We start from the raw sequence: 12,265 nt of genomic DNA, 5'->3' as shown, positions 1-12,265 counted from the left end.
ACGTGTCCGGATGAAGTCCGAACGAGAGTCCGGCGGCGGTCGGAACCGGTGCCGCGAGTGGTCCTCCACGCCCGCGTCGGTCGACGCGGGGTCGGTCGGCGAGGCCAGCGTCGCCTGGCGACGCGCCAGTCACCGAGATTAATTAGTGCGACCGCCGAACGTACGCGGAAATGGACGAGCGCGACGTGACCATCCTGAAGGCCATCTCGGACCTCGCGACCGGGAGCCCCGAGAAACTGAGCGAGGAAACCGGCATCCCGGTTTCGACCATCCACTACCGACTCAACAACCTCCGCGAGGAGGGCATCATCGAGAACGACCTCTACGACGTCGACCTGGAGAAGGCGGGCCTGGGCGTCACGGTGCTGGTCGAGGTCCTCGTCGACTACAGCGGGTCCTACGAGGACTTCGGCGAGAAACTGCTGGACATCGAGGGGGTCACCCAGGCGCACTTCACGATGGGCGAAACCGACTTCATCGTCGTCGCGCGACTCCCCGATAGCGACGCGGTCGAGCGACTCATCAGCGAGTTCGAGGCCATCGACGAGGTCGAGCGCACCAACTCGACGTTCGTCATCTCGACGCTCCGGGACGCGGTCCGACCGCTGGAGAGTTACAGTTTAGAGACGCTCGTCGAAGAACTGGTCGACGAGTGAGCCGACGCCGCTACGGGTCCAGGAGTCGGTCGTCGAACAGGACCGAGAGGATCTTGTACTCCGCCCGGCGGAGGTGCTGAGAGAACGTCGCGGGCGAGATGTCGAGGTCGGCCGCGACCTGCTCGCCGGTGGCCTCGCGCGGCGAGGCGTAGTAGCCCGCGGTGTACGCCGTCGCGAGCACCTCGCGCTGGCGGCACGTGAGCAGGGCCTCGATGGCGTCCTGGAACTCGCGGCGGGTGAACAGCGGCACCTCGTGGTCGCGCTGTCGCTTCGCGGCGACCGTGGCCGACGGGTGAGTTTCGTGGAACCGCGCGACGACGGCCCCGACCGAGTACGTCCCCGGAACCTCCGCGGTGATGTGTGCGGTTCCGTCCTCGCTCCAGAGGTGGCGCGGGATGGCGCCCGCGTCGGTGAGCGTCACCACGAAGTGGTCCCGCGGGTTCGAGACGTGGACTTTCGCGGTCCCGCCGTCGTCGTCGGTCGCGAGCAACTCGGCGTGGAGGCCGTCGTACTCGTTCACCAGCGAGCGGACGCGCTCGGGGTCGGCGCCGGTGAAGCGGTGGAATATCGTGTAGGTGTCGTCGCTCTGGGGAACTATCTGCTCGACCTGCGTCCGGCATCCCGCGCGAGCGGGAATCGAAACCAGCGGGTAGCGCCGGTCTTCGACCTGAAATTCGACCTCGACGACCGAGTCGGTTTCGAAGTCGCCTGATGCAGTCGGCACTACGTCGAATGCCGCGGGCGACACAGTTAAACTTTCAGTGTCCGGCGGTCAGTCGTCCGACGCCGACCGGGCGAGTCTGTCGAGGCCCAGCGTCGCCAGAAAGAGGACGCCGCCGGCGTAGAGGAACGACTGGGGGTCGGTCGAGAACCGCGCGAGGTAGCCGCCGCCGACGCCGAGCACCGCGCTCGCGTAGCCCAGCATCGACGTCGTCCATCCGAGGCCGGTCACCCCGCCCAACTGGTGGAGCATCCCGCGGTCGAAGTTCACGGTGACGTCCTCCGTCGGCGGAGTCGAGCGGTTCGAGGCGTTCGGGACGAGTGAGGAGTCGAAGCACGAGCGTCGGCCGGGACCATACTGCTTTCGCTCGGCGGCCGCCTTGAGTACTTTGTGCTTTTCGAAACCGACAGATACGGCGATAGACACGTCAGGCGGCGCTCAATCGGCGGATACGGCCGACGGTCGAACGAACTCCGTCTCCCCGCAGTCCTGACACGACCGCCGAATCGGTTCGAGGCCGTCGGCGGTGTCCCGCCCGACCCGCTTCTCGCCGCACTTGGCGCACCGCAGCGAGTGGTACACCACGGTCAGTCGTCGGCCGATTTGCCGGCCGGTTCGACGCCGGCGTTCGCGCCGGCCGTCGCGGTGCCCTTCAGCGCCTCGGCGAGCGACGCGAGCTGAGGCGTGGCGGTCACGGTTTCGTCGTCGTACTCGACGACGCCGGCCTCGGCCAATCGCGGGAGGTGGTTGTACTCGAGCGAGATGCGTACCCGCCGCGTCCCCGCGGTTTCGTTCTCCGCCCCGACGTCGGTTTCCGAGTCCTCGGAACTCGGCGCGAGGTTCGCCGTCAACTCCTCGCGGGCGAGCGTCCCGGACTCGTCGAGCAGGACCACGATCCGGCGGCGGATAGAACTGCTCAGCAGGTCGAACCGCGTCTCGAAGTCGAGCGCGGAAGCGGAGGGACCCGTGTCGTCGGTCGGAGAGGTGCTGATTCCGGACATACTCGAATAGAGGACGTCAGCGGTGCTAAAGGCGGCCGGCGCTCCCGACGGTTGTCTCCGTTGCAGGCAGATGCGAAACGGTGGCTCGTTTCGAGGCCGAGGCGGAAGCGAAATCGCGGTCGGCGAGACTCGCCGACCGCGATTTCGCACGGCGTAAGTTCGTTCCTAGACGGAGGGTAACGCCCGTAGGGGGAGAATAATCCGCGCGAACGCCGGGTTTCCGCGGGTTCTGTCGTGGTCGGACGGGGTCAGAGCCGGCGGTCGACAGGTCAGGGCGCGAGGCGGTTCTTCCGGTTCTTCATGTGTTCCTCGTAGTAGTCGAATGTGACGGGACACCACTCGGCCGCCAGGTCCAGAATCTCCTCGGTCATCTCCCGAATCTCCCACTGGGCGTCGGCGGCCGCTCGCATGTCGGCGACGTGCATCAGCATCCGGGCGTTGAGTGACATCACCATGTTGACGCCGGTGCCGATGGGGAGGACGAACCGGGCGTCCTCGGGCGGCATGCCGAGGTCGAGCAGTTCCTGGTAGTCCTCGACCGACCGCTTCACGGAGCGCCGGAACACCTCCTCGCGCTTCTCGACGGTCCCCTCGTCGACCGCGCCTCCCTTCTGGTTCCGGCCGATCCAGTCGGGGTCGCTCGCGGAGGGCGGCGTGACGACCAGTTCGCCCGCGGCGACGCTCTCGGGGTCCACGTCGTCGAAGGAGACGTAGCGCATCGATTGCACGTCGAAGCTGACGTGTCGGTGCCGCGTTATTTGGGCCATGCAGGAACGGCTGATGCCCTTCACCGCGAAGGTCGCCTGGACGTGCTCGAACGGGCCGAAGTGGCCGTGGCTCATCAGGTGGCCGATGAGCGTCCGCTTCTTGTCCTCCAAGGTGTCGCCCTCGATGGACGCCATGATCTCTTCGAACGACTTCTCGCCCACGAAGTCGCTCATGTAGTCGTTCCTGGCCCCCATGCAGATGACCTCCTCCGGGTCCTCCGTCGCTCGCAGTAGTTCGACTTCCATTGGTGTGACGAGTAGCGCCCGGCTACATAAATCGTCCTCATCGCCGGATTCGCCCACAACGACACCCACAAACCACCCCCGGCCGTACTCCCAGTCATGATACTCAACATCGCGCGCGGCGTCCAAGCGTTCACGAGCAACGCGTTCCTGGTGGAGGGCGACCGGACCGTGCTGGTCGACACCGGGTCGAACTTCGACGCGGTGTCGGCCGTCCGCGACCGGGACGCCGACCTCGACGCGGTCATCCTGACCCACACGCATCCCGACCACGTCGGCAACCTCCAGACCGTCACGGACGCCTTCGACGTCGAGGCGTGGGGTTTCGACACCGACCAACCGGGCGTCGACCGTGCCATCGCGGACGGCGACGCCGTCCGGATGGGCGACCACGAGTACGTCGCGCTCCACACGCCCGGCCACAAGGACGACCACCTCTGCTTCTACTCGTCGGACGCGGGCGTGCTGTTCGCGGGCGACCTCATCTTCCAGAACGGAAGCTTCGGCCGGACCGACCTCGAAGAGGGCGACCGGCCCACCCTCATCGAGAGCATCGACCGCGTGCGCGAGGTCGTCGGCGGCGCCGACGGCCTCCGGGCGATGCACACCGGCCACGGCCCGAGCGTGGAGACGAACCCGTACCACGACGTCGAACTCGCCGCCAAGGCGGCCCGGATGGGTTGATGCTCCGTCGTCCTGGGTTTCAGGCGACGTCCAGGAGCGCGTCGTAGGCGTCGGCGTAGGCCTCGGCGACCGCGTCGGGGTCGGTCCGCGCCGCGCTCCCGAGCGCCGGGAGCGCGGCGGTCGCCTCGGGGTCGAGGAGTTCGACCACGTCGGCGACCCGCTCTTCGAGTCGGCCGTCTCGGGCGCTCCCCGAGGCGACGCTCCGGGCTTTCAAGTAGCGGTCGCCGCGGTAGACCCGCATCCGACCGGGTTCGACGACCGCCACGGCGTCGAACTCGACGCCGCGAATCGGCACCGCGACGTCGCCGTAGGACTCCACGACCGCCGCGTCGGCGGCCTCGATTCGCTCGCCGAGTCGCTCGAACGCCGGCAGGTGGAGCCGTCGGGTCGCCTCGTCGAGTTCGTCGACGGTCCGGACGCGGTCGGCGTCGTCCAGCGGGAGGTTCTCGCGGGCCGAGGCTGGCACGTCGGCCCGGGCGTTCACCACGAACGCCTCGCCGACGCGGTCGCAGACGAACTCCCGGCGACTCTGGCCGACCAGACCGGCGTCGGGACCGGGCGAGGGCCGCCAGAGTCGGTGGACGGAGTTTATCTCCTCGGGCGAGAGGTCGCCAGCGCTCGCGGCCGCGAGGCGCATCGCGTCCTTCCCGTACAGTCTCCCCGCGTCGACCGCCCGGCGGTAGTCGTCGTGGTCGAACCAGTAGTCGTTGCCCGCCCGCGGCTTGAAGCCGACGCCGCCGAGGCGCGCCAGCAGTCCCGTGGTGAACGTCGTCTTTCCGGCGTCGACCCGGTCGCCGCCGGCGACCAGCAGCGTCATTCGTCGGTCTTCAGTCCGTAGTAGCCCGGTTCGTCGTCGCTCTCCGGTTCGCCCACGACGAGGTCCTCGGCGTTGACGATGACCCACGGGATGGCCCAATCGAGCAGGATCTCCTCGGTTTCGACGTCTATCTCCTCGTCGGGGTCGAGCCCCTGGAGGAGTCGCGCGATCTCGTAGACGGTGTACATCTCCTCGGGGTCGAGCAGTTCGTCGGGTTCGTAGAAGTCGCAGGGGTAGAGCTGTTCGAAGGTTTCCTTCGGTCGGGGCATGCGCTGAACTACGCGGGACCGCGGGGTAAATCGTTCGTCTCGGCCGCGTCGGTCCCGGTCGGACGAAGGCGAGTCGGCGGCGATGGCCGAGGCGCGGGTCGGACGCCCGCTCGTGATGCCGCGCGTCCCGGACGTTCCCCGCGAAACGAGTCCTAATTTTTATGTGATATGGCTCCGGAGCTACCGTATCTCATGGGTGACGCTACCGAGGAGTCCCGACGGGGTGCGAAGGCGGCCCTCGTCGAGGCGTTTTCGACGTTCGGGGGCGAGGCGCTGCGCGACGTGTGGCTGTTCGACCGGGACGACCACGAGTCGATGTACCTCCGGGACGACGTGGCCGAGAAGGTGGCCGACCTCGACGTCGAGCGGTTCGTCGACAACGAGCGGTACGGCTACGTCACCCGCCAGACCTACGGCGACCTCTACTACACGTCCTACGAGTACACCGTCCGGGGGTTCGACGGCTACGAACAGTTCCGAACGTTCCTCGCGGAGGACGACCGCAAGGTCGGCGTGTTCGCCAGTTTCGACCGACGAGACGGCGGCTACGACTTCGCGAGGCTCTACGCCGACGTCGAAACCGTCGTCGCCGACCATCCGGACGCGGCGTTCGCGCCGGACGGCGAGTGAATCCGGCCGGGCCAACGCCGAACTGACCGCGGCAGTGTCTGTGTTACTCAACGCGGTCGAAATCGACGGGAAAGTCGGTAGAACGCGGGCGGAGCCGACGAAAACGAGGGCGAGGTCGGATGACAGTGGTGCCGGGGCGCGACCGGCGACTCAATTCGTGCTCGGCAGTTTGTTCAGTTCTTCCTGGCGGCGCGCCTTGGTGAGCGCGGCGTAGCCCTGGGTCTTGACGTAGTTCTCCTGGCCGAACTTGCTGACGACCATCCGGAGGAAGGCGGCCTCCTTCTTCGAGGTGCCCTCGTAGGTGTACATGTGGAGGTCGCGCGACAGCGGATAGTTCTCGTCGGCGAGGTTCTTGCCGGGCGCGTATGTCTTGCCGTCGAACTCGAGTTTGATGGCCGGCACATCGCCGGTCACGAATGCGAGGGCCATGTAGGCGATGGCGTTGTTGGACTTGCTGACCAGCGTCTTGACCTGCTGGTTCTGGCCCTTCCGGACGTCGACGCCCGGCATCTTCGCGTCGGCCGACCCGAGCATGTTGAGCCTGAACGCGGTGTCGGTACCCGAACCCTGGGCGCGACCGACCGCCTGAATCTCCTTTTCCTCGCCGCTGTAGGAGCTGATCTCGGACCAGTTCTTGATCTTGCCCGTATAGATTTTCCGGACTTGGTCGGCGGTGAGTTTCTTCACGCCCGCCTCGTAGATCTCCTTGCTGACGACGATGGGTTGGGCGTCGACGCCCACGACGTGGTCCTTGAACTTGTTCAGTTCCGACTGGCTCGCGTCGGGGAGTTCGGCATCGACGGGCGCGCTAGCGTTGCCCATGTCGAGCAGGCCCTTCTTGAGCTTCTCCAGGCCGGTCCCCGAGTGACTCAGACCGATGGAGACGCGAAACGGCGGGTCGCCGCCCTGGCCGCTCTCGAAGCCGTAGAGGCCGGCCCAGTAGTCGGCGAGCGCCTTGCTCGTGTCGATGCCGTACTGGCCCGGACCCCAGTACTCCTTGTCGTCGGCGGGCGGGTTCGACGACCAGACGGACGCGGCCGTGCTGGCGATGGGGTAGACGGTCGAGGAACCGCCGCCCTTCAGGGGACCGGAGCTCTGGGACTGGCTCCCGCTCTCGGTTTTCGTCCCGGTCGTCTCCTGCATGTCCTTCTCGGTGGTGCCGGCGCCACCGCCGCCCTCGGTCGTCTCTTGCCCGTCGTTGCCACCCGTACAACCGGCGAGCGCGAGTGCTCCGCTCGCACCCGCAGCGGTCAGGAACTTCCGGCGCGTCGATTTCTGTGCCATCACCTGAACGAACCCGCGACCTGCTCATAAAGGTGTCGAAGAAAATATATATTATTCTATTTTCTATATAGTGCTCTCGATTGGGACACGTTGGCAGGGATTCGGTACGCTTTGGTAACCATTGACGACCGTACTGCTCTGACCCCGACATATCAGCACGGAGATGGACGAGAGACACGGCCGTCGCTACCGGCCGAACGTCCAAAGAAGAGTGATTCCGAAACGACGTCGAACGGCGCGGGAGCCGACTTACTCGAACGTCGACACGGTGTCTTCGTACTGGGCGGCCGCGGCGTCCCAGTCGACGACCTCGAAGAAGTTGCTGACGAAGTCGCCGCGGTCCGGGCCGTAGTCGTAGTAGTACGAGTGCTCCCAGACGTCGAGCGCGAGGATGGGGTGACTGCCCCAGAGCGCGCCCTGGTCGTGCTTGTCGACCGCGAGGTTGCGGAGCTGGTTCGCCGTCGAGTCGTAGACCAGCAGCGCCCAGCCGCCGGCGGCCGACGCCGCGGCCTCGAACTCGCCCTTCCAGGCGTCGTAGGAGCCGAAGTCCTCCTCGATGCGGTCGGCGAGGTCACCGGACGGCTCGCCGCCGCCGTTGGGGTCCATGTTCTCCCAGAACAGCGTGTGCAGGTAGTGACCCGAACCGTTGTGGGTCACGTTACCGAGCGCGCCCGCGGTGCTGCCGAAGTCGCCGCTCTCGCGGTTCTCGGCGAGCGTCTCCTCGGCGCTGTCGAGCCCGTTGACGTAGCCCTGGTGGTGGGTGTCGTGGTGCCAGGTCAGCACCTGTTCGCTGATGTGGGGCTCGAGTGCGTCGTAATCGTACGGAAGCGGTGGCAGTTCGGGGTTGGATCGCTCGGGCATTGGTAGGTTCCTCCGTCTAACACGTGTCACTAATCGGTGTTAAAGTTTGAGAAGTCGTTCGGTAGCACGGCTCTAGGGTGGGCCGGAAAACGCCCTTCTCCGACCGTCTCCGCGCAGGCTTCGGAAACCCGTCGGTGAAATTTTTTACAGTAAGGAAAGTGTTAAGTTCGGGCTTCGTCGCCTCCGGCGGTGCGAGCGCGGAGTCGCGTCGCGTCGGTCGCTCGTCGCTCGTTCGACGCGCCGCTCGTGCGTGCACGAACGGTTCCGGCCAGTCAGAGTCCCGTCAGTGCGTTCCCGTGTCCTTCGGGATGGTGTCGGCCTGCTGGGCCTGCTGGTAGCGCTGTTCGACGTCGTCCCAGTTGACGACGTCCCAGAAGCTGTCGACGTAGTCGCCGCGGTTGTTCTCGTACTGCAGGTAGTAGGCGTGCTCCCACACGTCGAGTACGAGCAGCGGCGTGGCGCCCTGCGGGTGCTGGTTCTGGTGGTTCTCGGCGGCCGCGACGATGGGCTGGTCGGAGATGTGGTCGTAGACCAGCATCCCCCACCCGGAGCCCTCGACGTTCTTGGCGGCCTGCGAGAAGTCCTGCTTGAACTGGTCGAACCCGCCGAAGCTCTCGCTCAGGGCGTCGGCGAGGTCGCCGCTGGGTTCGCCGCCGCCGTCCGGGTGCATGTTCTGCCAGAAGACGGTGTGGTTGACGTGGCCCGAGAGGTTGAACGCGAGACTCCGCTTGACCGCGCGGGTGTCGCCGAAGTCGCCCGAACCGCGCATCTCCTCTAACTGCTGGAGCGCGCTGTTGGCGCCGTCCACGTAGCCCTGGTGGTGCTTGTCGTGGTGCAGTTCCATGATGCGCTGGTCGATGACCGGTTCGAGTGCGTCGTAGTCGTACGGTAGTTCCGGTAGCTCGTAAGTTGCCATTACTGGTACCCCCGTCACCCTCGACAACGCCACCGTTGTTAAGCGTTAAGCCAGTGGTCGAAACCTCGATATGCCCGTTCGCGGAGAGACGGCGGGTTCTGCCGGTAGGGCGGTCCACCGTCGAACCGATCGTCTGGCCCGACCGCCTCGCGTTCGGCGGCGAAACCCGAGTAGTCGCGGTGCAAGAGGACTGCATTGGCACCGAACGCCTCGGCGATACGGGAGAGTTCCTCGCGGGGGTTACCGCAAGCCGCCAGCAGGTCACCGCCGAGTTCGCAGCAATCGCTCCGAAGTGATTCGAGGGCGTCGAGCATGGACGCGACCCGAGGTCCCGGCGAGGCTAGTGGAAGTTCACACAGTCGGTAGGAATCGGGGAATCGTCACGCGCGGAGTCGATCCTCACCGAGCCACGAGCGAATCGAACCCTCAGTTCGACGCCGCGGTATCGACCAGCACCGACTCGTCCAACTCCGCCACCGAATCCAGCCCAGAGAGCGCCAGCGTCAGGTCCAGGTCGGCCAGGAAGTTCTGCACGACCTCACGCACGCCGTCCTCGCCGTCAATGGCGAGGCCGTAGACGTACGGCCGTCCGAGGAGCACCGCGTCGGCCCCGAGCGCCATCGCCTTTATCGCATCCGCACCTCGGCGAATTCCGCTGTCGAAGAGGACGGCGAAGTCGTCGCCGGTCGCCGTCTCGTCTTCGACGGCCGAAACCACTCTCGGGAGCGCCTCGATGGCCGAAATCGCCCCGTCGACCTGCCTGCCGCCGTGGTTCGAGACGACGATTCCGTCGACACCGCGTTCGACCGCCTCGCGGGCGTCGGCGGGGTGGAGGATTCCCTTCAGCACGACCGGGAGGTCGGTGTGCTCCCGGACGAACTCGACGGTTTCCCAGTCCATCCCGAGGTCGCCGAACTGTTCGACGAACCGCCAGAGTGCGCCCCGTTCGTCCTCCTCGGGCGGCGCGTCGAGCGAGTCGCGGAACGCCGGGTCCGACAGGTAGTTCGCCACGCCCTCGCCGTCGAGGAACGGGAGGTAGGCGTTCTGCACGTCGCGTTCTCGCCATCCCATCGTGGGCGTATCGAGGGTCATCACCACCGCCTCGTAGCCCGCGTTCTCGGCCCGGTCGAGGAAGCTCGCGGTCACGTCGGAGTCCTTACTCGGATACAGTTGGAACCAGCCGGTCGCGTCGCCGAGTTCCTCGGCCACCTCCTCCATCGTCGCCGAAGCGGCGGAACTGGAGACGAAGGGGACCTCGAGGTCCTTTGCGGCGCGCGCGGAGGCGAGTTCGCCGCCCTCGTGGATGATGGACTGGACGCCGACGGGCGCGAGGGCCACCGGCACCGGGAGTTCCTGGCCGAGCAGTTCGACCGAGAGGTCGCGCTCGGCGACGCCCCGTAGCATCCGCGGGACGATGCGCCAGCGACCGAACGCCTCGTGGTTTCGCGCGGCGGTGTCCTCGCCGCCTGCGCTCCCAACGACGTAGGCGTAGGCCTCCTCTGACAGTGCCGCCATCGCCGCCTCGCGGAGTTCGTCGGGCGAAATCGGCAGGTCCGGACGGAGGTCGGCGAGCATCCCCGAGGCGTACACTTCGCGCTGGCGGTTCGGGCCGTAGGCTTCGGAGGGGTCGTCCATGGTTCGTCGGTGGCGGCGTGGGACGTTATAGCTTACCGAAATATCCGGGTCGGGAACTCGTCTCACTCCGCGTCGCGGACCTGCGCCAGCGCGACGGACGCGACGACCCCCGCGGCGAACGCGATGCCGACGTTCGTCGCGACGCCGAGGACGCCGACGCCCGCGGTCAGCCAGAGCGTGTCGGTGTCGAGGGCGGCCCGGCCCAGTTCGGCGGCGACCAGCGCGAGCACGACGCCGAGCGCGGCCATCGGGAACGCCGCGACCAGTCCCGCGCCGAACAGCGCGGCCGCGACGTAGAGCACCCCGAGGACGAGATTCGCGCCCGCCGTCTTCGCCCCGAAGGCGTGCTTGCCCGCGACGCCGCCGCTCCCGTGACACATCGGGAACGCCCCGAGCGGAACCGCCAGGAGGTTCATCGTGCCCATGCTGGTCGCCAGGTCGTCCGGCGAGGCGTCGACGTCGTAGAGGTCGTCCAGCAACAGCGAGGTCGCCACCGCGGCGTTGCCGACCGTCATCGCCAGTTGCGCCCACGCCGCGGCGAGCGCGTCCGAGGTCGGCGCGAACCCCGCCGCGAGGCCGCCGTCGAACGCGACCGCGGCCCCGAACGCCGGCACCGCGACGGTCGACGCGCCGGTTTCGGTCGCCGCGAGTCCGACGCCGACGGCGAGGACGGCCAGCGCGCTCGCGCGGCGATACCCGACCGCGACGGCGACACCCCCGACGAGCGCCGCCGCCAGCGCGGTCCCGGGCGCGCCCGCCGCGAGTTCGAGGCCGGTCCGGGCGAGGACGAGCGCTACTGCCAACTGGACCCCGCGGACGACGGCGACGTCGATTCGCGCCGCGAGCGCGCCGAGCGCGCCCGCGGCGCCGAGCGCGAGCAGGACCCCGCCCACGAGCGTCCCGGCCGCCGCGAGTTCGGCCACCGACAGCGACCCGGCGACGACCAGCGCGGCGAGCGCCTTCATCGGTTCGACCGAAATCGGTGCGCCTTACCGAAGTCCCCAGACGACCTGGAACGCGCCGAACCAGACCAACAGCACCGGCAGTCGGAGGTCGGTGAGCGCCGAGGCGGCGACCACGACCGGCAGGACCGTCACCGAGTCGCCGACGGCGCCGGTGACCTCGTCGACGGAGAACTTGACCCGTCGCGCCGTCGCACCGACGACCGGAAGCTCCATACGAGACTAACTCGGCGGTAACCGACTTAGGTTTACTGAGAAACCGAAACCGGGTATGTGAGCGGATTACGAAACCGATAGGAGTTACGTTCCGGACGGTGCACGAACGACCCGCGCTTCGACCGCTACACGCGGCCGACGGTCGTCCGGTCGACGAACTTGTAGAAGCGACTCGTGTTGCCGTCCTCGGTCCGCTCCTGGTAGACGAACGCGAGGTGCTCGCGCTCGAACTTCCGGAAGAAGTCGTCCCAGTCGATTTGTTCGATGCGGTCGTGGTCGTCCTTCGTGTCCGGGAATTGGAGTCTGAGTACGCCCGGTTCGCCGTCGGTCGCCGTCTCGGCGACCGTCGCCGGGTCGCCGCCCCGGTCCTCGACCCACTCCCGGATGGTTTCGTGGTCGGTCGTCGCCCGACTGTGTGCCTCCGAGTCGCTCATAGATGCCCCCGGAGAACGTAGCATCGCCGCACCCTTAGCCGTTTTTGCGGCCAGTCCGTCCCTCCCGTTTCGGAGCGGCGGGTCGGCCGCGTTCGCCTCGGACGTCGGCCGTCGCTCCTCGGGGGTCAGCCCTCGGAGGTCAGCCCTTGGTGGTCACTCCTTAGCGTCT

The 12,265-nt window shown here is 67.3% G+C and carries 15 protein-coding genes and 1 pseudogene; 3 read left to right on the top strand and 13 right to left on the bottom strand.

What is annotated here, in order from left to right:
* The first annotated feature begins 170 nt into the window (after positions 1 to 170).
* Positions 171 to 656: an Lrp/AsnC family transcriptional regulator gene (locus NGM07_RS01315; protein WP_253515632.1), complete on the top strand. Its 486-nt coding sequence runs from the start codon at positions 171 to 173 to the stop codon at positions 654 to 656.
* Between the two features lie 10 nt (positions 657 to 666).
* On the opposite strand, the gene NGM07_RS01310 is transcribed toward NGM07_RS01315, so the two are convergent.
* The 4 genes from NGM07_RS01310 to thyX form a co-directional block, all read right to left on the bottom strand.
* On the bottom strand, positions 667 to 1,380 hold the full coding sequence (locus tag NGM07_RS01310) for a bacterio-opsin activator domain-containing protein (RefSeq protein WP_253515630.1): 714 nt from the start codon (positions 1,378 to 1,380) through the stop codon (positions 667 to 669).
* Between the two features lie 48 nt (positions 1,381 to 1,428).
* Entirely contained in the window at positions 1,429 to 1,647 is a 219-nt protein-coding gene (locus tag NGM07_RS01305) for a hypothetical protein (RefSeq protein ID WP_253515628.1), read from the bottom strand.
* Positions 1,648 to 1,964: 317 nt separating this feature from the next.
* On the bottom strand, positions 1,965 to 2,378 hold the full coding sequence (locus NGM07_RS01300; RefSeq protein WP_253515626.1) for a DUF7344 domain-containing protein: 414 nt from the start codon (positions 2,376 to 2,378) through the stop codon (positions 1,965 to 1,967).
* A 269-nt stretch (positions 2,379 to 2,647) separates the two neighbouring features.
* Positions 2,648 to 3,391: an FAD-dependent thymidylate synthase gene (gene thyX, locus NGM07_RS01295; protein ID WP_253515625.1), complete on the bottom strand. Its 744-nt coding sequence runs from the start codon at positions 3,389 to 3,391 to the stop codon at positions 2,648 to 2,650.
* Positions 3,392 to 3,487: 96 nt separating this feature from the next.
* Between thyX and NGM07_RS01290 the strand changes: the two genes are divergently transcribed.
* Positions 3,488 to 4,072: an MBL fold metallo-hydrolase gene (locus NGM07_RS01290; protein WP_253515610.1), complete on the top strand. Its 585-nt coding sequence runs from the start codon at positions 3,488 to 3,490 to the stop codon at positions 4,070 to 4,072.
* A gap of 19 nt (positions 4,073 to 4,091) precedes the next feature.
* Here NGM07_RS01290 and NGM07_RS01285 read toward each other — a convergent pair whose 3' ends face one another.
* Together NGM07_RS01285 and NGM07_RS01280 are read right to left on the bottom strand one after the other, a co-directional pair.
* A complete protein-coding gene (locus tag NGM07_RS01285) occupies positions 4,092 to 4,889 on the bottom strand; it encodes an ATPase (RefSeq protein WP_253515608.1) in 798 nt (265 codons plus the stop codon).
* Positions 4,886 to 5,158, bottom strand: a complete 273-nt coding sequence (locus tag NGM07_RS01280; protein ID WP_253515606.1) for a DUF5827 family protein — start codon at positions 5,156 to 5,158, stop codon at positions 4,886 to 4,888. The genes NGM07_RS01285 and NGM07_RS01280 overlap by 4 nt, the downstream gene beginning before the upstream one ends.
* Positions 5,159 to 5,350: 192 nt before the next feature.
* Between NGM07_RS01280 and NGM07_RS01275 the strand changes: the two genes are divergently transcribed.
* On the top strand, positions 5,351 to 5,788 hold the full coding sequence (locus NGM07_RS01275; RefSeq protein ID WP_253515598.1) for a DUF7522 family protein: 438 nt from the start codon (positions 5,351 to 5,353) through the stop codon (positions 5,786 to 5,788).
* Positions 5,789 to 5,938: 150 nt separating this feature from the next.
* Here the strand turns inward: NGM07_RS01275 and NGM07_RS01270 are convergent, their stop codons facing one another.
* The 7 genes and pseudogenes from NGM07_RS01270 to NGM07_RS01240 form a co-directional block, all read right to left on the bottom strand.
* Positions 5,939 to 7,072, bottom strand: a complete 1,134-nt coding sequence (locus NGM07_RS01270) for a PstS family phosphate ABC transporter substrate-binding protein (RefSeq protein ID WP_253515596.1) — start codon at positions 7,070 to 7,072, stop codon at positions 5,939 to 5,941.
* A gap of 249 nt (positions 7,073 to 7,321) precedes the next feature.
* A complete protein-coding gene (gene sod, locus NGM07_RS01265) occupies positions 7,322 to 7,933 on the bottom strand; it encodes a superoxide dismutase [Mn] (RefSeq protein ID WP_253515595.1) in 612 nt (203 codons plus the stop codon).
* Between the two features lie 283 nt (positions 7,934 to 8,216).
* Positions 8,217 to 8,849 carry a superoxide dismutase gene (locus tag NGM07_RS01260; protein WP_253515588.1) on the bottom strand — a complete coding sequence of 211 codons (633 nt, stop codon included), beginning with the start codon at positions 8,847 to 8,849 and terminating at the stop codon, positions 8,217 to 8,219.
* Between the two features lie 38 nt (positions 8,850 to 8,887).
* Complete coding sequence (locus NGM07_RS01255; RefSeq protein WP_253515587.1) at positions 8,888 to 9,163, bottom strand: deoxyribodipyrimidine photo-lyase; 276 nt, start codon at positions 9,161 to 9,163, stop codon at positions 8,888 to 8,890.
* A 112-nt stretch (positions 9,164 to 9,275) separates the two neighbouring features.
* A complete protein-coding gene (locus NGM07_RS01250) occupies positions 9,276 to 10,484 on the bottom strand; it encodes an alpha-hydroxy-acid oxidizing protein (protein WP_253515586.1) in 1,209 nt (402 codons plus the stop codon).
* 62 nt (positions 10,485 to 10,546) lie between these two features.
* A pseudogene (locus tag NGM07_RS01245) lies at positions 10,547 to 11,662 on the bottom strand (putative sulfate/molybdate transporter).
* A gap of 125 nt (positions 11,663 to 11,787) precedes the next feature.
* Positions 11,788 to 12,096, bottom strand: coding sequence for a hypothetical protein (locus NGM07_RS01240; RefSeq protein WP_253515584.1), 309 nt, complete (start codon positions 12,094 to 12,096; stop codon positions 11,788 to 11,790).
* Between the last annotated feature and the right edge of the window lie 169 nt (positions 12,097 to 12,265).

The sequence above is a fragment of the Halorussus vallis genome, assembly GCF_024138165.1.
GTDB classification, from domain to species: domain Archaea; phylum Halobacteriota; class Halobacteria; order Halobacteriales; family Haladaptataceae; genus Halorussus; species Halorussus vallis.
This window is presented reverse-complemented; position numbering and strand designations above follow the sequence as displayed.

Excerpts from the sequence above, each read along its gene's own strand:
- NGM07_RS01315 (WP_253515632.1), top strand. The coding sequence starts at position 171 with ATGGACGAGCGCGACGTGACCATCCTGAAGGCCATCTCGGACCTCGCG.
- NGM07_RS01300 (WP_253515626.1), bottom strand. The coding sequence starts at position 2,378 with ATGTCCGGAATCAGCACCTCTCCGACCGACGACACGGGTCCCTCCGCT.
- thyX (WP_253515625.1), bottom strand. The coding sequence starts at position 3,391 with ATGGAAGTCGAACTACTGCGAGCGACGGAGGACCCGGAGGAGGTCATC.
- NGM07_RS01290 (WP_253515610.1), top strand. The coding sequence starts at position 3,488 with ATGATACTCAACATCGCGCGCGGCGTCCAAGCGTTCACGAGCAACGCG.
- NGM07_RS01285 (WP_253515608.1), bottom strand. The coding sequence starts at position 4,889 with ATGACGCTGCTGGTCGCCGGCGGCGACCGGGTCGACGCCGGAAAGACG.
- NGM07_RS01280 (WP_253515606.1), bottom strand. The coding sequence starts at position 5,158 with ATGCCCCGACCGAAGGAAACCTTCGAACAGCTCTACCCCTGCGACTTC.
- NGM07_RS01275 (WP_253515598.1), top strand. The coding sequence starts at position 5,351 with ATGGGTGACGCTACCGAGGAGTCCCGACGGGGTGCGAAGGCGGCCCTC.
- NGM07_RS01270 (WP_253515596.1), bottom strand. The coding sequence starts at position 7,072 with ATGGCACAGAAATCGACGCGCCGGAAGTTCCTGACCGCTGCGGGTGCG.
- sod (WP_253515595.1), bottom strand. The coding sequence starts at position 7,933 with ATGCCCGAGCGATCCAACCCCGAACTGCCACCGCTTCCGTACGATTAC.
- NGM07_RS01260 (WP_253515588.1), bottom strand. The coding sequence starts at position 8,849 with ATGGCAACTTACGAGCTACCGGAACTACCGTACGACTACGACGCACTC.
- NGM07_RS01255 (WP_253515587.1), bottom strand. The coding sequence starts at position 9,163 with ATGCTCGACGCCCTCGAATCACTTCGGAGCGATTGCTGCGAACTCGGC.
- NGM07_RS01250 (WP_253515586.1), bottom strand. The coding sequence starts at position 10,484 with ATGGACGACCCCTCCGAAGCCTACGGCCCGAACCGCCAGCGCGAAGTG.
- NGM07_RS01240 (WP_253515584.1), bottom strand. The coding sequence starts at position 12,096 with ATGAGCGACTCGGAGGCACACAGTCGGGCGACGACCGACCACGAAACC.